Source organism: Leifsonia sp. KNZ12-8B, from assembly GCF_056755495.1.
This window is the reverse complement of record NZ_JBPGXM010000019.1, coordinates 1-21,834: the sequence shown is the minus strand read 5'-3', so window position 1 is coordinate 21,834 and position 21,834 is coordinate 1. Positions and strand designations below refer to the sequence as shown.

24 protein-coding genes are annotated in these 21,834 nt (G+C 72.4%); 7 read left to right on the top strand and 17 right to left on the bottom strand.

Going from position 1 to position 21,834, the window contains the following annotated elements; all coding sequences use genetic code 11:
• Nucleotides 1-60 precede the first annotated feature (60 nt).
• Nucleotides 61-702 (bottom strand): CYTH domain-containing protein, encoded by a 642-nt coding sequence (locus tag ACR9ZG_RS05040; RefSeq protein ID WP_481283727.1) that lies wholly within the window; start codon nt 700-702, stop codon nt 61-63.
• 76 nt (nt 703-778) lie between these two features.
• Here ACR9ZG_RS05040 and ACR9ZG_RS05035 point away from each other — a divergent pair, with 76 nt between their 5' ends.
• Nucleotides 779-1,180: a DUF3224 domain-containing protein gene (locus tag ACR9ZG_RS05035; RefSeq protein WP_481283726.1), complete on the top strand. Its 402-nt coding sequence runs from the start codon at nt 779-781 to the stop codon at nt 1,178-1,180.
• A 46-nt stretch (nt 1,181-1,226) separates the two neighbouring features.
• Nucleotides 1,227-1,418: a hypothetical protein gene (locus ACR9ZG_RS05030; RefSeq protein ID WP_481283725.1), complete on the top strand. Its 192-nt coding sequence runs from the start codon at nt 1,227-1,229 to the stop codon at nt 1,416-1,418.
• Between the two features lie 85 nt (nt 1,419-1,503).
• On the opposite strand, the gene ACR9ZG_RS05025 is transcribed toward ACR9ZG_RS05030, so the two are convergent.
• From ACR9ZG_RS05025 to ACR9ZG_RS05005, 5 genes are all read right to left on the bottom strand, one after another.
• Nucleotides 1,504-3,681, bottom strand: coding sequence for a DEAD/DEAH box helicase (locus ACR9ZG_RS05025; protein ID WP_481283724.1), 2,178 nt, complete (start codon nt 3,679-3,681; stop codon nt 1,504-1,506).
• Nucleotides 3,682-3,851: 170 nt separating this feature from the next.
• Nucleotides 3,852-4,199 carry a DUF6804 family protein gene (locus ACR9ZG_RS05020; protein ID WP_481283723.1) on the bottom strand — a complete coding sequence of 116 codons (348 nt, stop codon included), beginning with the start codon at nt 4,197-4,199 and terminating at the stop codon, nt 3,852-3,854.
• An 87-nt stretch (nt 4,200-4,286) separates the two neighbouring features.
• Nucleotides 4,287-4,715, bottom strand: a complete 429-nt coding sequence (locus ACR9ZG_RS05015) for an RbsD/FucU domain-containing protein (protein ID WP_481283722.1) — start codon at nt 4,713-4,715, stop codon at nt 4,287-4,289.
• A 143-nt stretch (nt 4,716-4,858) separates the two neighbouring features.
• Nucleotides 4,859-7,021, bottom strand: coding sequence for a heavy metal translocating P-type ATPase (locus ACR9ZG_RS05010; RefSeq protein WP_481283721.1), 2,163 nt, complete (start codon nt 7,019-7,021; stop codon nt 4,859-4,861).
• 5 nt (nt 7,022-7,026) lie between these two features.
• Nucleotides 7,027-7,251, bottom strand: coding sequence for a heavy-metal-associated domain-containing protein (locus ACR9ZG_RS05005; RefSeq protein ID WP_481283720.1), 225 nt, complete (start codon nt 7,249-7,251; stop codon nt 7,027-7,029).
• Nucleotides 7,252-7,309: 58 nt separating this feature from the next.
• Between ACR9ZG_RS05005 and ACR9ZG_RS05000 the strand changes: the two genes are divergently transcribed.
• From ACR9ZG_RS05000 to ACR9ZG_RS04990, 3 genes are read left to right on the top strand one after another with little or no spacing between them, the layout of a single operon-like run.
• Nucleotides 7,310-7,588, top strand: coding sequence for a metal-sensitive transcriptional regulator (locus ACR9ZG_RS05000; protein ID WP_301212592.1), 279 nt, complete (start codon nt 7,310-7,312; stop codon nt 7,586-7,588).
• 1 nt (nt 7,589) lies between these two features.
• Nucleotides 7,590-8,117, top strand: coding sequence for an O-acetyl-ADP-ribose deacetylase (locus ACR9ZG_RS04995; protein WP_481283719.1), 528 nt, complete (start codon nt 7,590-7,592; stop codon nt 8,115-8,117).
• Nucleotides 8,114-9,457, top strand: coding sequence for a M20/M25/M40 family metallo-hydrolase (locus ACR9ZG_RS04990; protein ID WP_481283718.1), 1,344 nt, complete (start codon nt 8,114-8,116; stop codon nt 9,455-9,457). Before ACR9ZG_RS04995 ends, ACR9ZG_RS04990 begins: the two co-directional genes overlap by 4 nt.
• 90 nt (nt 9,458-9,547) lie before the next feature.
• On the opposite strand, the gene ACR9ZG_RS04985 is transcribed toward ACR9ZG_RS04990, so the two are convergent.
• From ACR9ZG_RS04985 to ACR9ZG_RS04965, 5 genes are all read right to left on the bottom strand, one after another.
• Entirely contained in the window at nt 9,548-10,141 is a 594-nt protein-coding gene (locus tag ACR9ZG_RS04985) for an SGNH/GDSL hydrolase family protein (protein WP_481283717.1), read from the bottom strand.
• 81 nt (nt 10,142-10,222) lie between these two features.
• Complete coding sequence (locus tag ACR9ZG_RS04980; protein WP_481283716.1) at nt 10,223-11,083, bottom strand: aldehyde dehydrogenase family protein; 861 nt, start codon at nt 11,081-11,083, stop codon at nt 10,223-10,225.
• On the bottom strand, nt 11,080-12,576 hold the full coding sequence (locus ACR9ZG_RS04975; RefSeq protein ID WP_481283715.1) for an aldehyde dehydrogenase family protein: 1,497 nt from the start codon (nt 12,574-12,576) through the stop codon (nt 11,080-11,082). Before ACR9ZG_RS04975 ends, ACR9ZG_RS04980 begins: the two co-directional genes overlap by 4 nt.
• A 22-nt stretch (nt 12,577-12,598) precedes the next feature.
• Nucleotides 12,599-13,624, bottom strand: coding sequence for a deoxyribose-phosphate aldolase (gene deoC / locus ACR9ZG_RS04970; RefSeq protein WP_481283714.1), 1,026 nt, complete (start codon nt 13,622-13,624; stop codon nt 12,599-12,601).
• Between the two features lies 1 nt (nt 13,625).
• The gene (locus ACR9ZG_RS04965; RefSeq protein ID WP_481283713.1) at nt 13,626-14,621 is read right to left on the bottom strand and encodes a sugar-binding transcriptional regulator; all 996 of its coding nucleotides are present in this window, start codon (nt 14,619-14,621) and stop codon (nt 13,626-13,628) included.
• Nucleotides 14,622-14,704: 83 nt separating this feature from the next.
• Between ACR9ZG_RS04965 and ACR9ZG_RS04960 the strand changes: the two genes are divergently transcribed.
• Nucleotides 14,705-15,646: an ROK family protein gene (locus ACR9ZG_RS04960; RefSeq protein WP_481283749.1), complete on the top strand. Its 942-nt coding sequence runs from the start codon at nt 14,705-14,707 to the stop codon at nt 15,644-15,646.
• 84 nt (nt 15,647-15,730) lie between these two features.
• Here ACR9ZG_RS04960 and ACR9ZG_RS04955 read toward each other — a convergent pair whose 3' ends face one another.
• Genes ACR9ZG_RS04955 through ACR9ZG_RS04930 form a run of 6 tightly spaced genes read right to left on the bottom strand, consistent with a single transcriptional unit; the run spans nt 15,731 to nt 20,318 of the window.
• On the bottom strand, nt 15,731-16,957 hold the full coding sequence (locus tag ACR9ZG_RS04955) for an MFS transporter (RefSeq protein ID WP_481283712.1): 1,227 nt from the start codon (nt 16,955-16,957) through the stop codon (nt 15,731-15,733).
• Nucleotides 16,957-17,898: a bifunctional riboflavin kinase/FAD synthetase gene (locus ACR9ZG_RS04950; RefSeq protein WP_481283711.1), complete on the bottom strand. Its 942-nt coding sequence runs from the start codon at nt 17,896-17,898 to the stop codon at nt 16,957-16,959. Before ACR9ZG_RS04950 ends, ACR9ZG_RS04955 begins: the two co-directional genes overlap by 1 nt.
• On the bottom strand, nt 17,895-18,374 hold the full coding sequence (locus tag ACR9ZG_RS04945) for a hypothetical protein (protein ID WP_481283710.1): 480 nt from the start codon (nt 18,372-18,374) through the stop codon (nt 17,895-17,897). The genes ACR9ZG_RS04950 and ACR9ZG_RS04945 overlap by 4 nt, the downstream gene beginning before the upstream one ends.
• Nucleotides 18,375-18,418: 44 nt before the next feature.
• Entirely contained in the window at nt 18,419-18,787 is a 369-nt protein-coding gene (locus ACR9ZG_RS04940) for a hypothetical protein (RefSeq protein ID WP_481283709.1), read from the bottom strand.
• Nucleotides 18,784-19,692 (bottom strand): tRNA pseudouridine(55) synthase TruB, encoded by a 909-nt coding sequence (gene truB / locus ACR9ZG_RS04935; protein WP_481283708.1) that lies wholly within the window; start codon nt 19,690-19,692, stop codon nt 18,784-18,786. The genes ACR9ZG_RS04940 and truB overlap by 4 nt, the downstream gene beginning before the upstream one ends.
• On the bottom strand, nt 19,689-20,318 hold the full coding sequence (locus tag ACR9ZG_RS04930) for a TetR/AcrR family transcriptional regulator (RefSeq protein ID WP_481283707.1): 630 nt from the start codon (nt 20,316-20,318) through the stop codon (nt 19,689-19,691). Before ACR9ZG_RS04930 ends, truB begins: the two co-directional genes overlap by 4 nt.
• A gap of 33 nt (nt 20,319-20,351) precedes the next feature.
• Between ACR9ZG_RS04930 and ACR9ZG_RS04925 the strand changes: the two genes are divergently transcribed.
• Nucleotides 20,352-21,834 (top strand): DHA2 family efflux MFS transporter permease subunit (locus ACR9ZG_RS04925; protein ID WP_481283706.1); only part of this gene is annotated, 1,483 nt, incomplete at its 3' end.

The window sequence follows — 21,834 nt, the reverse complement described above, 5'->3', positions numbered from 1 at the left end:
TGTCCCCCGAGAATCATGCCCGACGCCTCCGCCGCAGCACAAAAGCGCGGGGCCGGGGCGTCAGAGCGACAGGACGCGCTGCAGCTTGGAGTCGTTCGCCGCGGGTCGGGCGCCGGCCGCGAGCAGCCGCTCCTCGATCCCGTCGAGCAGCGCCGCGCGGCCCTGCGGGGTGTCCGGGGCGCCGCCGAGCAGTTCGACCTCCCACTCGCGCCAGCTCTCGGAGCCTCCGGAGCGGAGGTTCTCGCCGCGCACGTGGTCGTCGCACAGCTCGGCGAGGTCGAAGCCGGCCGCGTCGCGCAGCACGGTCGTCACCCTGGTGTTGACGATGCGGGCGACGGGGACGAGCGGACGGTCGCCGAGCGTCTCGGCGATGGCGTCGCGCAGGGCGGCGGGAGGCTGATCGCCGTCGCCCTCGCCGGCGCCCTCGCCGGCGTCGAGCGGCCAGTGCAGTTCGACCCGGCCCTCGTCGCCCGGCGCCAGCTTGACGTGCCAGCCCTCGTCGAGGCCGCCGCGGCGGACGCGGACCGCGATCCTGGCGTGGGCGAGCGTGAGCTCCGCGGTGTCGAGGTAGGTCGCGACCAGCTCCGCGGTCTCGGGCTCCGCCTCGACCGCCACAGCACCGACGCCGACCAGCACCGGCGGGGTCGTGTCCGCGTCGACGTCGTACTTGCGCTCGATCTCGACCTGGCTGTGCTGGGGCATGACCCCCTGTCTAGTCCACTTCGGCGCTGTCGCGAAATCACAAGAGGCGCCGGATCGCGGCCCGTAGGCTGCGGGCATGGACGCATCGCAGACGATCACCGCCCGCTTCGAGGTCACCGGCTGGGATCCGGCGCCCCTGGCCGGGCTCGAGGGGGACGGCGACTGGGTGGGCGCCGTCGTCATGCGCAAGCGGTACACGGAGGGACTCGTCGGCGAGTCGATCGCCCACTTCGTCTCGTCCGGAACAGAGGAGGGCGGCCGCGGCTACCTCGCCGCCGAGCGCATCACCGGCACGCTGCCGGACGGGCGCTCCGGCTCGGTGACGGTGCACCACGGCGCGCTGCAGCACCCGGACGACCCGTCGGCGTTCGGGTACATCGTCCCGGGCACGGGGACCGGGGATTTCGCCGGCTGGACGGGCGCTGCGCGCATCCGGCACGACGACCGCGGGCCGTTCCTCGTCTTCGACCCGGCCTGACGAGGTCGGCCTTCACCGGCGCACGCACCGGCGGTACCCTCGCGGTATGAGCGACACGGGACGAGACGACGACCTGGACGACTTCCGCGAAGCCCAGGAGACGGACTACGAGCCGGAGCCGGTCGTGCACGACCCCGACGACGTGCCGGTCGAGGACGACGAGGAGGACGAGGACCGCCTCCTCCCGGACGACGAGCGCCCAGTCCCGATCGACCCCGACGACGCCGAGATCGCCTAGCGCAGCCCGCGAGCACAGGAAAAGCGTCGCCGATTCGCGGGATCCGCGACCTTTTTCCTGTGCTCGACGGCTGACGGCGGGAGGGTTACGCCTCCAGTGCGTCCTCCAGCAGGTGGATGAGCGCGTCGAGCTGCACCGAGTCGGTCGAGCCGACCTCCTGGTCGCTGCCGTCGAGCGCGCGCGCCGCCAGGCCCTGCTTGGCGTCGATCAGCTCGGCGATCTTGGAGTCGATGGTCTGCGCTGCGATGATCCGCCACGCGGTGACCGGCTCCTCCTGGCCGATCCGGTGCACGCGGTCGATCGCCTGCGTCTGCTCGGCGGCCGTCCAGGACAGCTCGGCGAGCACCACGTTGGAGGCGGCCTGCAGGTTGAGGCCGACGCCGGCGGCGGTCAGCGAGCACACCGCGACCGACACCTCCGGATCGTTGTTGAAGGCGTCGATCTCCTTCTGCCGCGCGAGCGCCGACTGGTCGCCGCGGATGGAGATCGTCTTGAGGTCGCGGGCTGCGAACGCCTCCTCCGCCGCATCCATCACGTCGATGTGCTTGGCGAAGAAGACCACCTTGCCGACCGAGCGCGCCAGCTGCGCGGTGTAGTCGGAGGCGAGCCCGGCCTTCGCCTGGCCGATGCGGCGCACCATCGTGAAGACGTTGTCGCCGGTCTTGGCCGACTTCGCCTCCTCGAGCTCGGACTGGGCGACCAGCCGGATGAGGTGCCTGCGGTGCGCGTCGTCGTCGCCGTCGAACGAGTCGGGGCGACCGGCGGCGGCCGCCCGGTGGAAGCGCGCGACCAGGCGCGCGGCGAGCTCGCGCTCCGCCTGGCGGATCGAGCGGCCCAGGTCGTCGTCGAGCTCGACGGGGAGGTCGACCACGCGACGGCTCGGCAGGTCGGCGGCCACGTCGAGCTTGCGCCGGCGGACGATGCCGAGGTCGATCACGGACTCCCGGGCGGCGGCGTAGAAGCCGAAGTCGGCCGGGGTCAGCCCGGTCTCCTCCAGCCGCTCCATCAGCGGGTCGGCGGGCTTGTCGCCCTGGATCCAGCCGAGGAACTGCCAGATCGCCTTGAAGTCGTCGATGTCGTTGATCAGCGGCGTACCGGTGAGCGCGATCAGCAGCGGGTCGGGGGTGGAGGAGCGGATCGCCTCCGCGAGCCCGAGCACGAGCCGCGAGCGCTGCGAGTGCAGGTTCTTGATGAAGTGCGCCTCGTCGACGACCATGCCCTTGAAGCCGAGGGTGCTCAGCCAGGAGAGGTGCCGGTCGAGCACCTCGTAGTTGACGACGACGATATCGGCGAAGGCGTCGAGGCCCTCCCCGTCGCCGTGGATGACCGTGGCGCGACGGTGCGGAGTCCAGCGCTCGACCTCCCTCGCCCAGTTCATCTTGACGACGTTGGGCACCACCGCGAGCAGCGGGTAGGCGCCGGCCACCGAGGCGGCGAGGAGGGACTGCGCCGTCTTGCCGAGGCCGGGCTCGTCGGCGAGCAGGAAGGTGCGGTGGCCCTGGCGCACGCTCTCGATGAGCCGCGCCTGGTGGTGCATGAGCTCCATGCCGGGAGGCGAGTAGCGGTCGATCAGCGGCGCAGGCGGCAGCTCCATGCTGGCGGCCTGCCCGCCCGAGCCGTACTCGAACGACTTGAACAGCGGGCCGAGCAGCTCCCACGAGTCGAGCCGGCGGCGCGGCGTCGACGGCGGTGCCGCCAGCTTGCTGAAGTCGGGGGCGAGGAACGGGTTCGACAGCTGCCGCGCCTTCACCGACGGCGGCACGACCTGCTTCTGCGCGAGCTCCGGGGGGATGACGCTGTCCTGCTTGAGCGGAGGCGCCTCCACCGTGATGATCAGGTCGTCGGGGCTGAGCTCGGTGCCGGACTCCAGCAGCCAGTCGCGGCGCAGCTTCTGCGCGGTCGCGGTGGGCGGCGAGTCGCTCTCGAGCAGCGCGATCAGCGAGGTGTCGCGCGCGGCGGTCTTGGCGAGGATGGTCGCGATGCCGTCGAGGCGCTTCAGCTGCTCGGCGCGCTGCGCGTCGGTCAGCTCGGGGTCGGCCTTGGCGCGGGCGCGCTCCTCGCGCATGAGGAACGCGATCACCTGGAACTTGGTCCGGTTCGTCGGTCCGAGCTTCTTGCCGTCGGCGGCCTTGGCCTCCACCTCGCGCACCTTGCGGGCGAGCACGGGGATGAGGCCGTCGTTGTTGGCGTGCCGGTTGCGTCGCTGCTGCGGGCGCGACGGGCTGGTGCGCTGATCGGAAGTGCGCTGACCGGAACGAGACATGGTCCTCCAGTAGGTGCGCCGCGCACTGACGGAGGGCTCGGCGCCGTAGGCATGAGGGGCCGGCGCGGTGGCGGGGCGGTTGACCGAGTGGTTCCGCCCGCGCGTGCGAGACGCCGGGAGCACGGCTCAGGAACGGCCGCGCGTGACCAGTCTACCCGAGGGCGCGGCGCTCAGCGACGCCCGTCCGCTGGGATCTTGATGAGGATGCCCGCGCACACGAACAGCACGGCTCCCGCGACGTGCAGCACCCGCAGCACCGTCTCGTCGAGCGGCAGCGGCCACACCGGGTTGAAGACGACGGCGAGCGGGATCAGCCCCACCAGCCACCACCACGCCCGCGCCTGTCCGGCGAACACGCAGAGGATGAGCGCCAGGATGCTCGCGCCGTACTGCACGAACAGGTACCACTCGCCGCCCAGCAGGCCGAGCCCGGCGAGCAGGACGATCGCGCCCAGCAGCCCGGGCGCCAGCGCGGCGCGATTGACGGCGGGAGGCTGCGGGGTGCGTGAGGTCGACACGGTAGTCGAGTCTACGGGCGGGGCCGCAAAGCGCAGCGCGCCCGCCGGGCGAGACCTCCCGGCGGGCGCGTGCGGAATGTGAAGGGGCTACAGGCTGCCCCGGCGGAACAGGAATGCGCACGGCGGGGCGTCCGACCCCACGCGCACGACGACGGACGAGGAACGGGCGAGCTCGAGGAACGGGTCGAGCTCGAGACGCGTCATGGGAACGCGGCGCAGCTCGGCATCGGAGGCGATGCCGTTGACCGCGAAGGCGACGTCTGGGACTTCATAGGGCTCGTCGGCGAGATCCAGGAACACGATCGGGGACGGGCTGGCGTTGTCGAGCGGGAACACACTGAGGATCGCTTCGGCTGCGGCCTCCGTGGTGGTGTCGTCACCGAGGTGGACGACGGGCGTGGTGATGGTGTCTTCGGGATAGCCGCTGCCGACAAGGGTAAGCGTGTCGCCGTCGTGCATGGAATCCAGAGCGCTCAAGAGTGATCCGGACAGCAGCGGGCTGAGGTTCTTCAGCAAAGTCGGGCCTTTCCTGTAAAACGAATATTTCTCAACCCCTGCGATTGAGGATAGACGAAACGGTATGTCCTCCCCACCCCCCGTTGGGGGGACGAGTGATGACACGCCGCATGCCTACCTGTCCGGAAAGCGCATGTCTGCTATCAGAAGCGCCGCAGCCGGAGGCTGTTGAGCACCACGAACACGCTCGAGAACGCCATCGCCGCTCCCGCGATCATCGGGTCGAGCAGCCCGAGCGCTGCGACCGGGAGCGCGGCCACGTTGTACGCGAAGGCCCAGAACAGGTTGCCCCGGATGATCGCGAGCATCCGCCGCGACAGCCGCAGCGCGTCAGCGACGAGCGCCGGCTCCGGCCGCAGCAGTGTCAGGTCGCCGGCCGCGATCGCGATGTCGGAGCCGGTCCCCATCGCGATGCCGAGGTCGGCCGTCGCGAGCGCCGCGGCGTCGTTCACGCCGTCGCCGACCATCGCCACCCGCCGGCCGTCCCGCTGGAGGAGCGCGATCTCCCCCGCCTTGCGTTCGGGGGCGACGCCGCCGACCGCGCGGCCGACACCGAGCGGCGCCGTGACGGCGCGGACCGTCCGCTCGTGGTCGCCGCTCAGCACGATCGGCTCGGCGCCGAGCGCGCGCACGGCGTCCACCGCCCGGCGGGCGTCCTCGCGGAGGGGGTCGCCGACGCCGATCACGGCGAGCGGTTCGCCGTCCGCCGACACCACGACCGCCGTCGACCCGGCGCTCCGCAGCTCGTCGGCCGCGATCGCGAGCGGCCCGGGCAGGCCCTCGCCCGCGGACCGCACCTCCACGGCGCGCCCCTCGACCTCCGAAGTCACCCCGACGCCCGCGACCGCGCGGAAGGCCGTGACGGCGGCGGCCGAGGGAGCCGCCTCCGCAATGGCCCGCCCGAGCGGATGCTCCGAGCCGCGCTCGGCGGCCGCCGCGAGTCGCAGCGCCTCGTCGGCGTCCACGCCCGCCGCCGCCTGCACGCTCACGACGGTCATGCGCCCGGTCGTCAGCGTCCCGGTCTTGTCGAAGACGACCGTGTCGATGCGGCCGGCCCGTTCGAGCGCGTCCGCTCCGGAGAGCAGGATGCCCCGCTGCGCCGCGCGCGAGGTGCCGACGAGCAGCGCGGTCGGCGTCGCCAGCCCGAGTGCGCACGGACACGCGACGATCAGCACCGCCACCGCCGGCGACAGGGCCGCGGCCGGGTCGCCCGTGACCGCCGTCCACACGGCGAAGGTCAGCACCGCCAGCCCGATGACCACGGGGACGAAGATCGCGGACACGCGGTCGGCGAGCCGCTGCGCCCGCGTCTTGCCGAGCTGCGCCTCCTCGACCAGCTCGGCCAGGCGAGCGAGGCGGGTGTCCTCGCCGACCCGGGAGGCCAGCACGAGGAGCGAGCCGCCCGCGGCGATCGTGCCGGCCGACACGGCGTCTCCCGCCGCCACCTCCACCGGCACCGACTCCCCGGTCAGCGCCGACGCGTCGACCGCTGCGGAGCCGTCGACGACCTCGCCGTCGGCGGCGATGCGCTCGCCGGGCCGCACGACGAACCGGTCGCCCGGACGCAGCGCCTCGACAGGGACGCGCTCCTCGCGCCCGTCCGCGTCGATCCGCGACACCTCGCGGGCCCCGGCCGAGAGCAGCGCGCGCAGCGCCGCGCCCGCGCTGCGCCGGGAGCGCTGCTCGGCGAACCGCCCGAGCAGGAGGAACGTGGTCACGACGGCGGCGACCTCGAAGTAGACGTGGCCGCCGGAGCCTCCCACCAGCACCGCGACCGACCAGGCGAAGGCGACGAGGGTGCCCAGCGAGACCAGTGTGTCCATCGTCGTGGCGCCGTGCCGGAGATTCACCGCCGCAGAGCGGTGGAACGGCCAGCCGCCCCACAGCACGACGGGCGCCGCCAATGCGAGCGAGACCCACTCCCCCGGCATCGACCGCCAGGCCGGGACCATCGCCAGCAGGACGATCGGGATGCTGAGGGCCGCCGACACGATGAGGCGCGGCAGCAGGCGGCGCGAATCGCCCTGCTGCTCCCCCTCGGCCGCAGCGCCGGAGGCGGTGGCGCGTTCCTCGCGGGAGTCGCTCACCACGCGCGCCGCGTACCCGGCCTTCTCGACCTCGGCGATCAGCGCGGCCGCGTCGACCTCCGGCGGGGCCGTCACGGTGGCCCGCTCGGTCGCGAGGTTCACGGTGGCCGTGACGCCGTCGACGCGGCCCAGGCGCTTCTCGACCCTGGCGACGCAGCTCGCGCACGTCATGCCCTCGACGGCGAGGTCGATCCGGACGGCGGAGTCGGTGGTGGGCATGCCGCTCAGAGCAGCGGGAGGCGGTCGGCGCGGCCCAGGGAGTACCCGGCCTCCTCGACGGCCGCGCGCACGTCGGCCTCGGCGAGCGGAGCCTCGCTCTCGACCGAGGCCGTGCCGGCGGCGACATCCACCGCCACAGCGCTCACGCCGTCGATCGTCGTCAGCTCCTCCGTCACCGCGCGGGCGCAGTGGTCGCAGGTCATGCCCAGGATGTCGTACGTCGTCTGCATGCCAGCAGCGTATCACGTACCCCATAGGGGTATATGGGATCGGCGCTATCCTGGAGGGGTGATCGCAGACATCAAGAAGCGCGCCCTCCACCGCACGCGCATCCTCGAGGGCCAGTTGCGGGGGCTGGAGAAGATGATCGAGAACGAGGACTACTGCATCGACATCATCACCCAGTCGCTCGCGATCCAGAAGTCGCTCGGCTCGCTCAACAAGCTGCTGGTCGAGAACCACCTGAAGACCCACGTCTCCGAGATGTTCGAGGAGGGCGGCGACCAGCGCGACGACGCGATCGTCGAGCTGCTCAAGGTGTACGAGCTCTCGAACAACCGGGGCTGACGTGTCGGACCCCATCGAGATCGTCCCAGGAGACATCACCGACGAGACCGTCGACGCCATCGTCAACGCCGCCAACAGCACGCTGCTCGGCGGGGGCGGCGTCGACGGTGCCATCCACCGCCGCGGCGGCCCCGCCATCCTCGAAGCGTGCCGCGAACTCCGCGCGACGAGCCTCCCGGACGGCCTCCCCACCGGACAGGCCGTCGCCACGACCGCCGGCGACCTCGCCGCGCGCTGGGTGATCCACGCCGTCGGGCCGGTCTGGTCCTCGCGCGAGGACCGCACGCCGCTGCTGCAGAACGCCTACCGCTCCTCGCTGCGGGTCGCACGCGAGCTCGGGGCCGTGAGCGTCGCCTTCCCCGCCATCTCGGCCGGCGTCTACGGCTGGCCGATGGAGGACGCGGCGCGCATCGCGGTCAGCACCGTCCGCGCCGTGCTCTCGTCGGGCGTCGGTTCGGTCGAGCGGGCGCGGTTCGTGCTCTTCAACGACGACGCGCTGGCCGCCTTCCGCGCGGCGGCCGGCGGATGAGCGACGAGCCGGCCGCCGACGCCGCCCTCGAACGCCTCCGCACCCTCCTCCGCCTCCCGACCGTCTCGCACACCGACCCGGCGCTGACGGACGGGGCGGTCTTCGAGCGCTTCATCGACACGCTGCCCGAGCTCTACCCCGCCCTGCACGCGACCCTGGAGCGCGAGCGGCACGGCCACTCCCTGCTGTACCGCTGGCGCGGCTCCTCCGCCGCCGGCGCACCGACCGTGCTCATGGCGCACTACGACGTGGTGCCCGCAACCGACGACGGCTGGCGGCATCCGCCCTTCGCGGCCACCCTCACCGGCACCGGCGACGAGCAGCTGCTGTGGTCGCGCGGCGCCATCGACGACAAGGGGGCGCTCGTGGCGATCCTGGAGGCGGTGGAGGCGCTGGCCGCCTCCGGCTTCACCCCCGCCGACGACGTCTACCTGAGCTTCGGCCACGACGAGGAGACGCGTGGCACGGGCGCCCAGGCCATCGCGGCGGCGCTCCGGGAGCGCGGCGTGCGACCCGCCCTCGTGGTGGACGAGGGCGGCGCGATCGTGGAGGGCGTCTTCCCCAGCGTCGCCAAGCCGATCGCCGTGGTCGGCGTCAGCGAGAAGGGCATCACGAGCCTCCGCCTCACCGTCGAGCAGAACGGCGGCCACGCCTCCACCCCGCCGCCGATGACCGCGACCGTGCGGCTGGCCCGCGCCATCACGCGGCTCAACGCGCGGCCGTTCCCGTCGCGGCTGACCGAGACGAACCTCCGCATGGTCGAGATCCTCGGCGCGCACGCGACCGGCCCGCTGCGCGCGGTGTTCACCCGGGCGCGCCGCCTGCGTCCGGTGCTGCACGGCGTGTTCGGCCGGCTGAGCGACGAGACCCGCGCGATCGTGCGGACCACGACCGCGGTGACTCAGCTGCGCGGCAGCCTGGCCGCGAACGCGCTGCCCGAGACCGCCGAGGCCGTCGTCAACGTGCGCATCGCGGTCGGCTCGTCGGTGGCGGAGGCGGTGGAGCATGTGCGCCGCGCGATCCGCGACCCGCTGGTCGGCATCGACGTGCTCGACCCGAGCGAGCCGTCGCCGGTGTCGCCGATGGAGGGTCCGGCCTGGGAGCGCGTGGCCGCGGCAGTGGCCGAGGTGCACCCGGGTGCCGTGGTGACGCCGTACGTCATGCTCGGGGCGAGCGACAGCCGGCACTTCACGGGCATCGCCGAGGCCGTGTACCGCTTCACCCCGTTCGAACTCAGTGCGGAGGAGCGCGGCGCGCTGCACGCGCGCGACGAGCGCATCCGGGTGTCGACCTGGCGCCGCGGCATCGCCTTCTACCGGCATCTCCTCACCGGGTCGTGAGCAGATGCGGCTTCCCCCGCCGACTCGTGAGTTCAGGTCACGTGTCGGCGCGCGAAGCCGCAACGAGTCACCACTCGGCGCGGGTCGTGATCAGGCCGCGCCGCCCAGGTTCGGCAACTGGATCGCCCGGCTCGACGGCGGCAGCTGCCGCACCCGCTCCAGCGCCGGCGCCAGCTCGGACGCCCAGGCCCGATAGCCGTCCGCGGTGAGGTGGAGGCCGTCGTCGGTGTACGCCGGGTTCAGCTCCCCGTCCTCCAGCGCCATCGCCGGCCACAGGTCGAGCCAGCCCGCGTGCACGGTCGGGGCGAACTGCCACAGGTGCCGGTTGATGTCGCGGATCTGGTCGGCGAACTCGCGCCCGCGCGGCAGCACGGACTGCGCCAGGATGCGACCCTCCGGCAGCTCCTTGCGCAGGGTGACGAGGATGGTCTCCACGTTCCGCACGATGTGCTCGACGGAGCGCCGCCAGGCCAGGTCGTTGGTGCCGACCAGCAGGGCGACGACCTCCGGTCGCGTCTCGATCACCTGGTCGAGCCGGGCGATCACGTCGTCGGACGTGTCTCCGGCGAACCCGAGATTGACGATGTCCTCGCCCGGCAGCAGCGTCGTCCAGTCGCCGTTGCGGGTCAGGCTGTCGCCGACGAGGACCAGCAGGCCCTGCCCGCCACCGTGTCCGTCCGTCATCCGCGCCCTCCTCGCCTCCCCACCATCCTCCCCCACATCGAGCGAGGCCGGAAGACGGGTCGGCAGGGAGGGACGGCCGGCTCAGATCAGCGACTTGGTGTGCCAGACCGTCTTCGTCTCGGTGAAGAACGCGATGCGGTCGAGCGACGGCGCGGCCGCATCGGGCCCGTTCTCCGGCGGCAGCACGCGCTTCAGCGTGTCCGCCGCGGCGATCTGCAGGTCCACCCAGTCGAGCGCTCCCGCGCCGACCAGGTCGAGCGCGTTGACGTCGGCGTGCGACGCGAGCCACGGCGCGATCTCGGCCGGCGACCCGGTGAGGATGTTGACCACACCGCCCGGCACGTCGCTCGTCGCGAGCACCTCGCTCAGGCTGATCGCCGAGAGCGGGAACCGCTCGCTCGCCACCACGACGACCGTGTTGCCCGCGACGAGCACCGGCGCGATCGCGCTGACGAAGCCGAGCAGGCTGGAGTCCTGCGGCGCGATCACGGCGACGACACCCGTCGGCTCCGGCACCGAGATGTTGAAGTACGGGCCGGCCACCGGGTTCGCGTTGCCCGCGACCTGCGCGAACTTGTCCGCCCAGCCCGCGTACCAGACCCAGCGGTCGATCGCCTCGTCCACCTGGGCGACGGCGGCCGCCTCCGAGACACCCTCCGCGCGGCGGATCTCGTCGACGAACTGCGCCCGGCGGCCCTCCATCAGCTCCGCGATCCGGTACAGCACCTGGCCGCGGTTGTAGGCGGTCGCGCCCGCCCAGCCCGAGAGCGCACCGCGGGCGGCGACCACCGCGTCCCGGGCGTCCTTGCGGGAGCCCTTGGCTGCGTTGGCGAGGAACGCGCCCTTCGCCGAGAGCACCTCGTAGGTGCGGCCCGACTCGCTGCGGGGGAACTTCCCGCCGATGTAGAGCTTGTAGGTCTTCGGCACGGCCAGGCGGCTCATTTCGTGGCTCCCTTGCGGGTCAGGCGGGCGGGGATGGTGGAGGCTGCGGGCAGCGAGCGCCCGGGCACCAGGTAGGCGCCGAGGCCGTGGCGGCCGCCCTCGCGGCCGTAGCCGGACTCCTTGTAGCCGCCGAAGGGGCTGGCCGGGTCGAACCGGTTGAAGGTGTTGGCCCAGACGACGCCCGCGCGCAGCTTGTCCGCGACCGCCAGGATGCGGCTGCCCTTGTCCGACCAGATGCCGGCCGAGAGGCCGTACGGCGTGTTGTTCGCCTTCGCGATGGCCTCCGCCGGGGTGCGGAAGGTCAGCACCGAGAGCACCGGGCCGAAGATCTCCTCGCGGGCGATCCGGTGGCTGGTCGACACGTTGTCGAAGATCGTCGGCGCGAACCAGAACCCGTTCTCCGGGATGGCGCAGTCGGCGGTCCAGCGCTCGGCGCCCTCCGCCTCCCCGATGTCGGACAGCTCGCGGATGCGCTGCAGCTGCTCGGCGCTGTTGATGGCACCGATGTCCGTGTTCTTGTCCAGCGGGTCGCCGAGGCGGAGGGTGGACAGGCGGCGCTTGAGCCGCTCCACGACCTCGTCATGCACGCTCTCCTGCACCAGGAGGCGGCTGCCGGCGCAGCACACGTGCCCCTGGTTGAAGAAGATGCCGTTGACGATGCCCTCGACGGCCTGGTCGATCGGGGCGTCGTCGAACACGATGTTCGCGGCCTTGCCGCCGAGCTCCAGCGTCAGCTTCTTGTCGGTGCCGGCGACCGAGCGCGCGATCTCGCGGCCGACCGCGGTCGAGCCGGTGAACGCGACCTTGTTGACGTCGGGGTGCGAGACCAGCTCGCGGCCGGTCTCCCCCGCGCCCGTGACGATGTTGACGACACCGGCGGGCAGATCGGCCTGCTGCACGATCTCGGCGAACAGCAGCGCGGTCAGCGGCGTGGTCTCCGCGGGCTTCAGCACGACCGTGTTGCCGGCCGCGAGAGCGGGAGCGATCTTCCACGCCAGCATGAGCAGCGGGAAGTTCCACGGGATGACCTGCGCGGCCACGCCGAGCGCGCGGGGCGCAGGGCCGAGGCCCGCGTGCTCCAGCTTGTCGGCCCAGCCGGCGTAGTAGAAGAACCAGGCGGCGACGAGCGGGACGTCCACATCCCGGCTCTCCTTGATCGGCTTGCCGTTGTCGAGGCTCTCGGCCACGGCCAGCTCGCGGGAGCGCTCCTGGACGAGCCGTGCGATGCGGAAGAGGTACTTGCCGCGGTCGCTGCCGCTCATCCGGGACCAGACGCGGTCGTAGGCGCGCCGGGCCGCCACGACGGCGCGATCGACGTCGGAGGCGTCGGCGGTCGCGATGGTCGCGATCCGCTCCTCCGTCGCGGGCGAGATGGTCTGGAACGGCGTCCCGCTGCCGTCGACGAACTCGCCGTCGATGAAGAGGCCGTACTGGTCGAGCAGGTTGAGGATCGACCGCGACTCGGGGGCCGGGGCGTATTCGAGGAAGCTCATGATGTGCCTTCGGGGTGGAGGGTCAGTCGATCGTCACGTAGTCGGCGCCGGAGTAGTGGCCGGTGGCCACCTTCTGGCGCTGCAGCAGCACGTCGTTGAGGAGGCTGGAGGCGCCGAACCGGAACAGGTGCGGCTGCAGCCAGTGCTCGCCGACGGTCTCGGCGACCGTGACGAGGTACTTGATGGCGTCCTTGGCGGACCGGATGCCGCCCGCGGGCTTCACCCCGATCTCCTCGCCGGTGAGGAGGTGCCAGTCGCGCACGACCTCCAGCATCAGCAGGGTGGTCGGCAGCGTCGCGGCCGGGCTCACCTTGCCGGTCGAGGTCTTGATGAAGTCGGCGCCGGCCAGGATGCTCAGCCAGGACGCGCGGCGGATGTTGTCGTAGGTGTTCAGCTCGCCGGTCTCGAGGATGACCTTGAGGTGGGCGTACGTGCCGTCCTCGCGGCGGCACGCCTCCTTCACCGCCACGATCTCGTCGAAGACGAGCCCGAAGCGGCCGGAGAGGAACGCGCCGCGGTCGATGACCATGTCGATCTCGTCCGCTCCGGCGGCGACGGCGTCGGCGGTGTCCGCGAGCTTCACGGGGAGGGACGCGCGACCGCTCGGGAACGCGGTGGCGACCGCGGCGACCGCGATCCCGCCCGGGTTCTTCGCGACGTGGTGGGCGCCCAGCGCCTCCACGGCGTACGGCACCATGTCGCCGTACACGCAGACGGCGGCGGGACGCGGGGTGGAGGGGTCGGACGGGTCGGGCGTGATCGCCTTGGCCACCAGGGACCGGACCTTGCCGGGGGTGTCGGCGCCCTCGAGCGTGGTGAGGTCGATCAGTTCGATCACCTTGTCGAGCGCCCACGCCTTGCTGGACGTCTTGATGGAGCGGGTGCCGAGCCCGGCGGCCCGCTGCTCCAGGCCGACGGCGTCGACACCGGGGATGCCGCCGAGGTAGCGGCGCAGCGAGCCCTCGGTCAGGTCGCCGCCCAGCACCTCCACGGCGCGGGCCGCCGGCGCGAGCGCGCGCACGGGCGGGGTGGTGGTTTCGATGGTCACGTCATTCCCTAACTGTGATGGCGTCGGAGCCGGCGCGTCCCTCGGCGGGGACGCTGCGGCCCAGGAGGTCGTTGGCGGTGGCCTCGTCGGTGATGAGCGTGGTGCACAGCCCGCTCGCCACGACGGCGTGGGCCACCCGGTGCTTGGGCTCGCCGGCGATGACGGCGATGCTCGTGCGGGCGGTGCGCAGCTCCTCCAGCGAGATGCCGAGGGTCCTGCTGTCGAGCTCGGGATCGGCGACGGCGCCGCTGTCAGTGATGAAGCGCCCGACGACGTCGCCGACGGCGCCCTTCGCGGCGAGGTCGGCGACATCGGACGACGACAGGTAGCCGGAGTCGACGTGCACCGAGCTGGCGTCGACGACGCCCGCGCTGAACAGATAGGCGCTGGCGCTGCGCGCCAGCTGCAGCACGGACTGGACGGAGCGGTCGGCCTCGATCGCGCGGCGGGTGGCAGCGTGCTCGAAGATGGCGGGGCTCGGGAGAAGCGTCGCGGTGCCCTGCGCCTTGCGCGCGATCACCACGGCGGTGTCCGCGGCCGCGGTCGCCTGCCGGGTGCTCGACACGCTTCCGTTGATCTGCACCGGGTTGACGCCCACGGCCCAGCCGGGCCGCAGGCGCGCGGCGACGGCGTGCAGCGTGCGGCCCCAGCTCACGCCGAGCGTGCGCGGCACCGGGCGGAGGGTGGTGAGGTAGTCGGCGGCGGCCTGCGCGACGCGCGCCTGCACGTCGGCGTCGGACTCGGCGGCCGGGACGACGACGGCGTCCTCCAGGCCGTAGAAGCCGCACAGCTCGCGCTCCAGCGAGAACCGCCGGGCGGAGGGGTGCACGATCTCGATGCGGACGAAGCCGTGCTCGCGCGCGGCGACCAGGAGCCGGCCGACCTTCCAGCGGCTCACGTTGAGGGCGACGCCGATCTCGTCCTGGGTCTTGCCCGCCTCGTAGTACAGCTCTGCGGCTTTCACGGCGAGGATCTCGTCGGTATCGTTCAGGGCCACCCGAACAGTGTAGGCAGAGCAGCAACGCATGCGCACGGGCTGCTCAAATGAGCAAACGGGTTCTCGTCTATCGTTGCAGGGTGCTGACTCCCCTCGCCCTCGCCGTCGACTTCGGCGGCACGAAGGTCGAGGCCGCGCTCGTCGACAGCGACGGCCGCCTCGTCCCCGACTCCCGCCACCGCCGCCCCACCGGCCGCACCGCCTCGGTCGCCGACCTCGAGTCGTCGGTCGGCGACGTCGTGCGCGCCGCCGCGGCCACGCTCCCCGCGGGTGCGGAGATCGTCGGCGTCGGCATCGGCTGCGCCGGGCCGATCGACCGCCGCCGCGGACTGGTCTCCCCGCTGAACGTCCCCGATTGGCGGGACTACCCGCTGCGCGACTACATCGCGTCCGTCGTCTCCGGGCTCGGGCTCGACATCCCCGTCACGCTCGAGATGGACGGCGTCGCGATCACGATGGCCGAGCACTGGGTCGGAGCCGCGCAGGGCGTCGACAACGTGATGGGCATGGTCATCTCGACCGGCATCGGCGGCGGTCTCATCGTCGACGGCCGCGTCATCACCGGTCCGACCGGCAACGCGGGCCACATCGGCCACGTGGAGGTCGGCGACATCGTCGGCGAGGACACCTTCGGAAACCCTTCGGCGCTGGAGGCGATGGCCTCAGGGCCGCACACGGTCGCCTGGGCGCGCAAACAGGGCTTCTCCGGCACGACCGGCGAGGAGCTGGCGGCCGCCTACGCCGCCGGCGACCCGATCGCGCGGGATGCGATCGCCCGCACCGGGGAGGCCGTGGGCCGCGCCATCGCGTCGGCGACCGCACTCCTCGACCTCGAGCTGGTGGCGATCGGCGGCGGCTTCTCGCACTCGACGCCCGACCTGTTCGACCGGATGCGCGAGGTGATCGCGGCGCACTACTTCCCGTTCGTGCGCAAGGTGCGGATCGTCCCCTCCGCCCTCTCCTCCGAGGGCCCGCTCATCGGCGCCGCCGCCCTCGTCCACCGCGCGTCCCTCCTCCCCGCCTAGCCGCTAGCCGCCGAGCACGGGAAAAATGTCGCGAATCCCGTCGGATCGCGACATTTTTCCTGTGCTCGGCGGCTGGCTGCGGGGTCAGCGGTCCTCGAGGTAGCGCGGACGGGCGACGACCGCGCCCGCCGCGGCGGCCGCCAGCGCCGTCGCGGTGAGGAAGATCAGCGCGGCCGTCCACGACTCCGTGAGCTGGTGCAGCAGCCCGACGACGAACGGCCCCAGCGCGCCCAGCGTGTAGCCCAGCCCCTGCGTGAAGCCGCTCAGCGCGACCGCCCCCTCGTGCGTGCGCGTGCGCTTGTTGATCAGCACCAGGCACAGCGGGAACAGCAGCGGCCCGAGCCCGGCGAGGGTCACCCACAGCCAGGTGGCCGTGGCGGGCGCGAGGATGAGCCCGAGGTATCCGACGACGAAGAAGGCGACGGCGGCGTAGATCACCACGGCGACGTTCCGCATGCGCGCCGCCAGCAGCGGCACCAGGAGCCCGGCCGGGATTCCCATCGCGGCATACACCGACAGCAGTGCGCCAGCTGCGGCCGGTGGAGTCCCGGCGACGTCGTGCAGCAGCTGCGGCAGCCAGGCGAACATCGCGTACGCGTTGAGGCTCGACACCGCGAAGACGACGGCCATCGCCCAGGCGAGCGACGAGTGCCACACCCGGCCCACCAGCGCGGGCTGCGCCTCCTCGACCTCCACATCGTGGGTGGGATGCGCCGGCCGGTGCGTCACGATGATCCGCAGCCACGGCAGCACGGCGAGGAGGCTCACCAGCGCCCACATGCCGACGGAGACATGCCATCCGGCTGCGTCCGCCACCGGCACCGCGATCAGCGGCGGCAGCAGCGTGCTCACCGACATCACGGTCGCGTACAGCGCGGTGACCAGCCCGATGCGGTCGGGGAAGTAACGCTTCACCAGCGGAGGCAGCAGCACGTTGCCGACGCCCATCCCGGCGAACGTGATCGCCGACCCGAGCGCGAGCACCGGGAACGACCCGGCCAGCGCGCGGATGAGGTGGCCGGCCAGCATGACCCCGAGCGCGGTGAGCAGCACCGACTCCAGGCTGAACCGGCGGGTGAAGGCCGGCGTGACCAGCCCGAACACGGCGAAGCACACCGGCGGCAGCATCCCGAGCAGCCCGACCCCGATGCTCGACACGGCGAACTCGGTGCGGATCTCGGCGAAGATCGGCGACAGCGCGGCCACGGCGGTGCGGAGGTTCGCGGCGACCAGCAGGATGCCGATCAGCGCGATCGCGCGCCCGTGCCAGAGCGGCCGCGGCGTTCCCGCGGCGTCGGTGGAATCGGACATCAGGCCGTCTCTGCCGTCAGGATGCCCCGCGCCCGCTCCACGTCGTCCGCGATCTGCGCGATCAGCGGCTCGATGCCGGAGTACGCGACCATCCCGCGGATGCGCTCGACGAACGACACCTCGACCCGGTGGCCGTAGAGGTCGAGGTCGCGGTCGAGCACGTACGCCTCCACCTGCTTGTGCGGCACGCCCTCGAAGGTCGGGTTGTTGCCGACTGAGATGGCGGCGGGATACCGCTCCCCCGCGTCGGTCAGCCAGCCGGCGTAGACGCCGTCGGCGGGGATGAGGCCCTCCGACTCCGGCGAGAGGTTCGCGGTCGGGAAGCCGAGCTCGCGACCGCGCTTCGCGCCGTGCACGACGAGGCCGCGCACGGTCGGCACATGACCGAGCAGCCGTGCCGCGTGCCGCACGTCGCCCTCCGCGAGCAGCTCGCGGATCCAGGTGGAGGAGACGCGGCGGCCGTGCTCGGGCCGCACGTCGTCGATGAGCACGACCTCGAAGCCGTACTTCTCGCCCAGCGTGCGCAGCAGCTCCACGTCGCCGGCCCCGCGCGCCCCGTACCGGAAGTCGCTGCCGACGAGCACGGCGGCGGCGTGGAGGCGGTCGACGAGGATGCGGTGCACGAACTCCTCGGGCGGCAGGTCGGCGAGCGTGCGGTCGAACGCGAGCATCAGCGTCGCGTCGACGCCGGTCCCCGCGAGGAGGTCGAGCTTCTGCTCGTTGCTGACCAGCGACGACGGGCACTTCTCCGGCGCGATCAGCTCCAGCGGGTTGCGGTCGAATGTGATGACCGCGGTCGTGAGTCCGCGCTCGCCGGCCACCTGGCGCAGCCGGTCGATGACCGCGCGGTGGCCGGTGTGCACGCCGTCGAACTTGCCGATCGTGACCGCGCTCGGCCCGAAGCCGTCCGGCAGCTCGGCGACGGAGGTGTAGACCTTCACGACGTGGCCCCCGCGGCGGGCCGGTGCCCGCGCAGCCACAGCAGCCCGAGGACCGGCAGCACGAGCGGGACGAAGAGGTACCCCATCCCGTACACCGACCACACCGTCGCGTCGCGGCCGAACGGGTCGATGTCGTGGAGGCCGAGCGTCGCGGGCGCGAACAGGCTGAGCGATCCGACGACCAGCACCCCGGCCAGCTCGAACGTGATGGTGGCCCACGCGACGCGGTACCAGACCCGGCCCGGCGCGATCAGCGCGACCGTCGCGACGATGTACACGACCGCGGCGATGGCCGACAGGGTGAAGGCGACCGGCGCCTCCTGGAACCGGTCGATGATCTGGAACACGCTGCGCCCGGTCGCCGCCAGCGCCAGCACGAAGTACACGAAGACGAGCACCCGGCCGATGCCGGAGATGCGCCGGCGCTTCGGTCGCTCGGCGGCGTCGTGGTGGGCGGGCAGAGTGTGGTGGGACATCGTGATCGATTCTATTCGCGCGGGAGCCGCACTCGCTCTCGCGCTCAGGCGCCCTGCACGAACCAGATCTGCCCCATCCGGTACACCATCACCGCGATGGCGAGGCAGACGCCGCCCAGGATGACCGTGCTCCAGCGGTTGCGCTCGATCAGCGCCCAGAATCCTCCAGCCAGCGGGAGGATGACGGCCGAGATGAGGTAGATCCAGAACTCCGGGAGGCTGCCCGTCGGCGGGTTGCCCGCGAGCGGCGCCACGATGGCGATGACCACCTGGGCGAGCAGCAGCACCTCAACGAGCGCAACGGCGCCCATCGAGAGGTCGTTGGGCGCGCGCCCGGCGAGTCCGAGCACGAGGCAGAGCAGCCCGGCCAGCACGGCCACGACCACCTGGACGGTGGTGAACCACTCGATCATGCGGTCGCGATCTCGTCGGCCGGGAAGTTCACCAGGGTCCTCGCTTCCTTTCCGCGGAACTCGACGAGCCCCACCAGGTGCCCGGTCGGCGCGATGGCGGCGACGGGCTCCCCGCCCGGTCCCTCCCGGTCGGCGATGTGGATGCGGCGGCCGTGCGTGAGGTCGATCGCCTGCTGCTCGGTCAGCTCCAGCCGCTCGAACAGCCGGGAGGCCGCAGCGGCGGCGGGGATCAGTGCCGCACCGACGTCGAGCGTATCGAGGTCGTGCGCCTCATCGACGGTGTACGCGCCCACACGCGTCCGGCGCAGCGCGGTCAGGTGGCCGCCGACCCCGAGCCCGGCCCCGAGGTCGCGGGCGAGCGAGCGGATGTAGGTGCCGGACGAGCAGACCACGCGCACCCGGAGGTCGATGGCGGCCGCCGAGCGCTCGACGCCGAGCAGCTCGAACGCGCTCACGGTCACCGCACGCGGCTCCAGCACGACCTCCTCGCCGGCACGCACCCGGGCGTACGCCCGCTTGCCGTCGACCTTGATCGCGCTGACCGCGCTCGGCACCTGCTCGATCTCGCCGGTGAGCGCGGCGATGCCGTCGCCGATCGCCTCCTCGGTCACCGCGGCGAGCGCCTCCGTCGGCGCGTGCGAGAGCGTCTCGCCCTCGGCGTCGTCGGTCGTCGTCGCCGAGCCGAGCCGGATGGTCGCGAGGTACTCCTTGTCGGCCCCGACGATGTAGGTCAGCAGCCGGGTCGACGAGTTGATGCCCAGGATCAGCAGGCCGGTCGCCATCGGGTCGAGCGTGCCGGCGTGGCCGACCTTGCGGGTGCCGGCGAGGCGGCGGGTGCGGGCGACGACGTCGTGGCTGGTCCAGCCTCCCGGCTTGTCGACGAGGATGAGGCCGCTCGCGGTCATGCGCGACCCCCCGTCGCCTGCAGCACGAGGTCGAGCTTGGTGCGGAAGGTGCTCTCCAGCAGCTCGGTCGCGCAGGCGTCGTGCCCGTACTCGTCGGGGAGGCGGAGGCCGAGCAGGGTGTTGAGCAGCATCCCCTCGGCGAGGAACGAGCGCGCGTCGTCGGCCGCGAAGCCGCCCTCCTCGCGCAGCATCCGGTAGATGGTGATGAAGCCGTCGCGGGCCTTGCCGCCGATCGCCGCGTCGTGGCCCATGCTGAACGCCTGCATCAGCGAGAGCAGGATGCCGCGGTCCTCGATGAGGTTGACGTACGCCAGCCCGAGGCGGCGCGCGAGCTCGTTGTGCCCCGGCTCGTCGGAGACCGGCCTGCCGTCGGCCTTCCACTCGTCCAGCGTCTGGGTGAAGGCGGTGAGCAGCTTGTCGAGCGACCGGCCGAGCACCTCCACGAAGAGGTTCTCCTTGCTGCCGAACATCCGCACCACGTAGGGCTGGCTGATGCCTGCCGCGCGGGCGACCTGGTCGGTGGTCGCGCCGAAGTAGCCGCGCTCGCCGAACACGACGGCAGCCGCGGCGAGGATCTGCTCGCGCCGCTCGGCGGAGGGGATCCGTTCGCTGATCTTGTCGCTCACTCTTGACAGGTTATCAGCCGATTACTTATCGTCGTGGTAATCATCCGATTACAACCACTGCATCCCACCCTGGAGGAGCACCTCATCATGACCGCCTCCCTCGCCGCGAGCGCCACGCAGCGCCGGCGCATCCCTGTCTGGCTGGCCGTCGTGGCCGCCTCCCTGCCGATGTTCATGGCGACCCTCGACAACCTCGTCGTGACCAGCGCCCTCCCCGTGATCGCGAAGGACCTCTCGGCCTCGATCGAGGAGCTGCAGTGGGTCGTCAACGCGTACACGCTGACCTTCGCGACGCTCATGCTGATGGCCGTCGGCCTCGGCGACCGGCTCGGGAGGCGCAGCGTCTTCCTCGGCGGCATCGCGATCTTCACGCTCGCCAGCGCGGCGGCCGCCCTCTCCACCGAGCCGTGGATGCTCATCGGCGCCCGCGCGATCCAGGGCGTCGGCGCTGCCGCGCTGCTGCCGCTGTCGCTCACCCTCCTCGCCGGCAGCGTCAGCGAGCGGCTGCGGCCGGTCGCGATCGGCATCTGGGGCGGCATCTCCGGTCTCGGCGTGGCGCTCGGCCCGCTGATCGGCGGCGCCGTGGTCGAAGGCTGGAACTGGCAGGCGATCTTCTGGCTGAACGTGCCGCTGGGCGTCATCGCGGTGCCGCTCGTGCTCGCCGCCCTGCCGAACAGCTTCGGCGCCCGGGTCCGCGCCGACATCGTGGGGCTGCTGCTGGCCGGCCCCGGCGTGCTGGGCGTCGTGTGGGGCATCGTCCGCGGCAACGACGCGGGCTGGGGCAGCGCTGAGGTGCTCGTCCCGCTGATCCTCGGCGCCGCCCTCCTCGTCGCGTTCGTGCTGTGGGAGCAGCGCGCCGCCGCTCCCCTGCTGCCGCTGCGGCTGTTCCGCGACCGCAGCTTCACCGTCGCGAACCTCGTCGGCGTGACGTTCAGCTTCGGCATCTTCGGGGCGATCTTCATCCTCATCCAGTTCCTCCAGGTCGTGCAGGGGCACACCCCGCTGGAGGCCGGCGTCATGACGATGCCGTGGACGCTGGCGCCGATGGTCGTCGCGCCGCTCACCGGCCTGCTGTCGTCGCGCACCGGCACCCGCCTCCCGATCGTCGCCGGCCTCACCCTGATGGCCGTCGCGATGGGCTGGATCGCACTGACCCTCTCCGCAGACCTGCCGTACTCCGAGATGTGGCCGCCGTTCCTGCTGGCGGGCATCGGCATGGGCCTCGTCTTCGCGCCGAGCTCGACGGCGGTCCTGGCCAACATGCGCCCCGCCGACCATGCGAAGGCGTCGGGAGCCAACTCCACCCTCCGCGAGATCGGCGTCGCCCTGGGCGTGGCCGTCCTGACAGCGGTCTTCACGGGCGCGGGAGGCACGCTGACGCCGACGGGCTACGTCGACGCCGCCGTCCCCGCCGTCTGGGTCGGGGCCGCCGCCCTCGCGGTCGCCGCCGTGATCGGCCTGGCCCTCCCGAGCCGCCGCCGCGCCGCCGCGACAGCCGCGGCCGCCGCCGACGCCG

Bases quoted from the DNA above. Each gene is read 5' to 3' on its own strand.
- ACR9ZG_RS05040 (WP_481283727.1), bottom strand. From the start codon at position 702: ATGCCCCAGCACAGCCAGGTCGAGATCGAGCGCAAGTACGACGTCGAC.
- ACR9ZG_RS05035 (WP_481283726.1), top strand. From the start codon at position 779: ATGGACGCATCGCAGACGATCACCGCCCGCTTCGAGGTCACCGGCTGG.
- ACR9ZG_RS05030 (WP_481283725.1), top strand. From the start codon at position 1,227: ATGAGCGACACGGGACGAGACGACGACCTGGACGACTTCCGCGAAGCC.
- ACR9ZG_RS05025 (WP_481283724.1), bottom strand. From the start codon at position 3,681: ATGTCTCGTTCCGGTCAGCGCACTTCCGATCAGCGCACCAGCCCGTCG.
- ACR9ZG_RS05010 (WP_481283721.1), bottom strand. From the start codon at position 7,021: ATGCCCACCACCGACTCCGCCGTCCGGATCGACCTCGCCGTCGAGGGC.
- ACR9ZG_RS05005 (WP_481283720.1), bottom strand. From the start codon at position 7,251: ATGCAGACGACGTACGACATCCTGGGCATGACCTGCGACCACTGCGCC.
- ACR9ZG_RS04990 (WP_481283718.1), top strand. From the start codon at position 8,114: ATGAGCGACGAGCCGGCCGCCGACGCCGCCCTCGAACGCCTCCGCACC.
- ACR9ZG_RS04985 (WP_481283717.1), bottom strand. From the start codon at position 10,141: ATGACGGACGGACACGGTGGCGGGCAGGGCCTGCTGGTCCTCGTCGGC.
- ACR9ZG_RS04980 (WP_481283716.1), bottom strand. From the start codon at position 11,083: ATGAGCCGCCTGGCCGTGCCGAAGACCTACAAGCTCTACATCGGCGGG.
- ACR9ZG_RS04975 (WP_481283715.1), bottom strand. From the start codon at position 12,576: ATGAGCTTCCTCGAATACGCCCCGGCCCCCGAGTCGCGGTCGATCCTC.
- ACR9ZG_RS04955 (WP_481283712.1), bottom strand. From the start codon at position 16,957: ATGTCCGATTCCACCGACGCCGCGGGAACGCCGCGGCCGCTCTGGCAC.
- ACR9ZG_RS04945 (WP_481283710.1), bottom strand. From the start codon at position 18,374: ATGTCCCACCACACTCTGCCCGCCCACCACGACGCCGCCGAGCGACCG.
- ACR9ZG_RS04940 (WP_481283709.1), bottom strand. From the start codon at position 18,787: ATGATCGAGTGGTTCACCACCGTCCAGGTGGTCGTGGCCGTGCTGGCC.
- truB (WP_481283708.1), bottom strand. From the start codon at position 19,692: ATGACCGCGAGCGGCCTCATCCTCGTCGACAAGCCGGGAGGCTGGACC.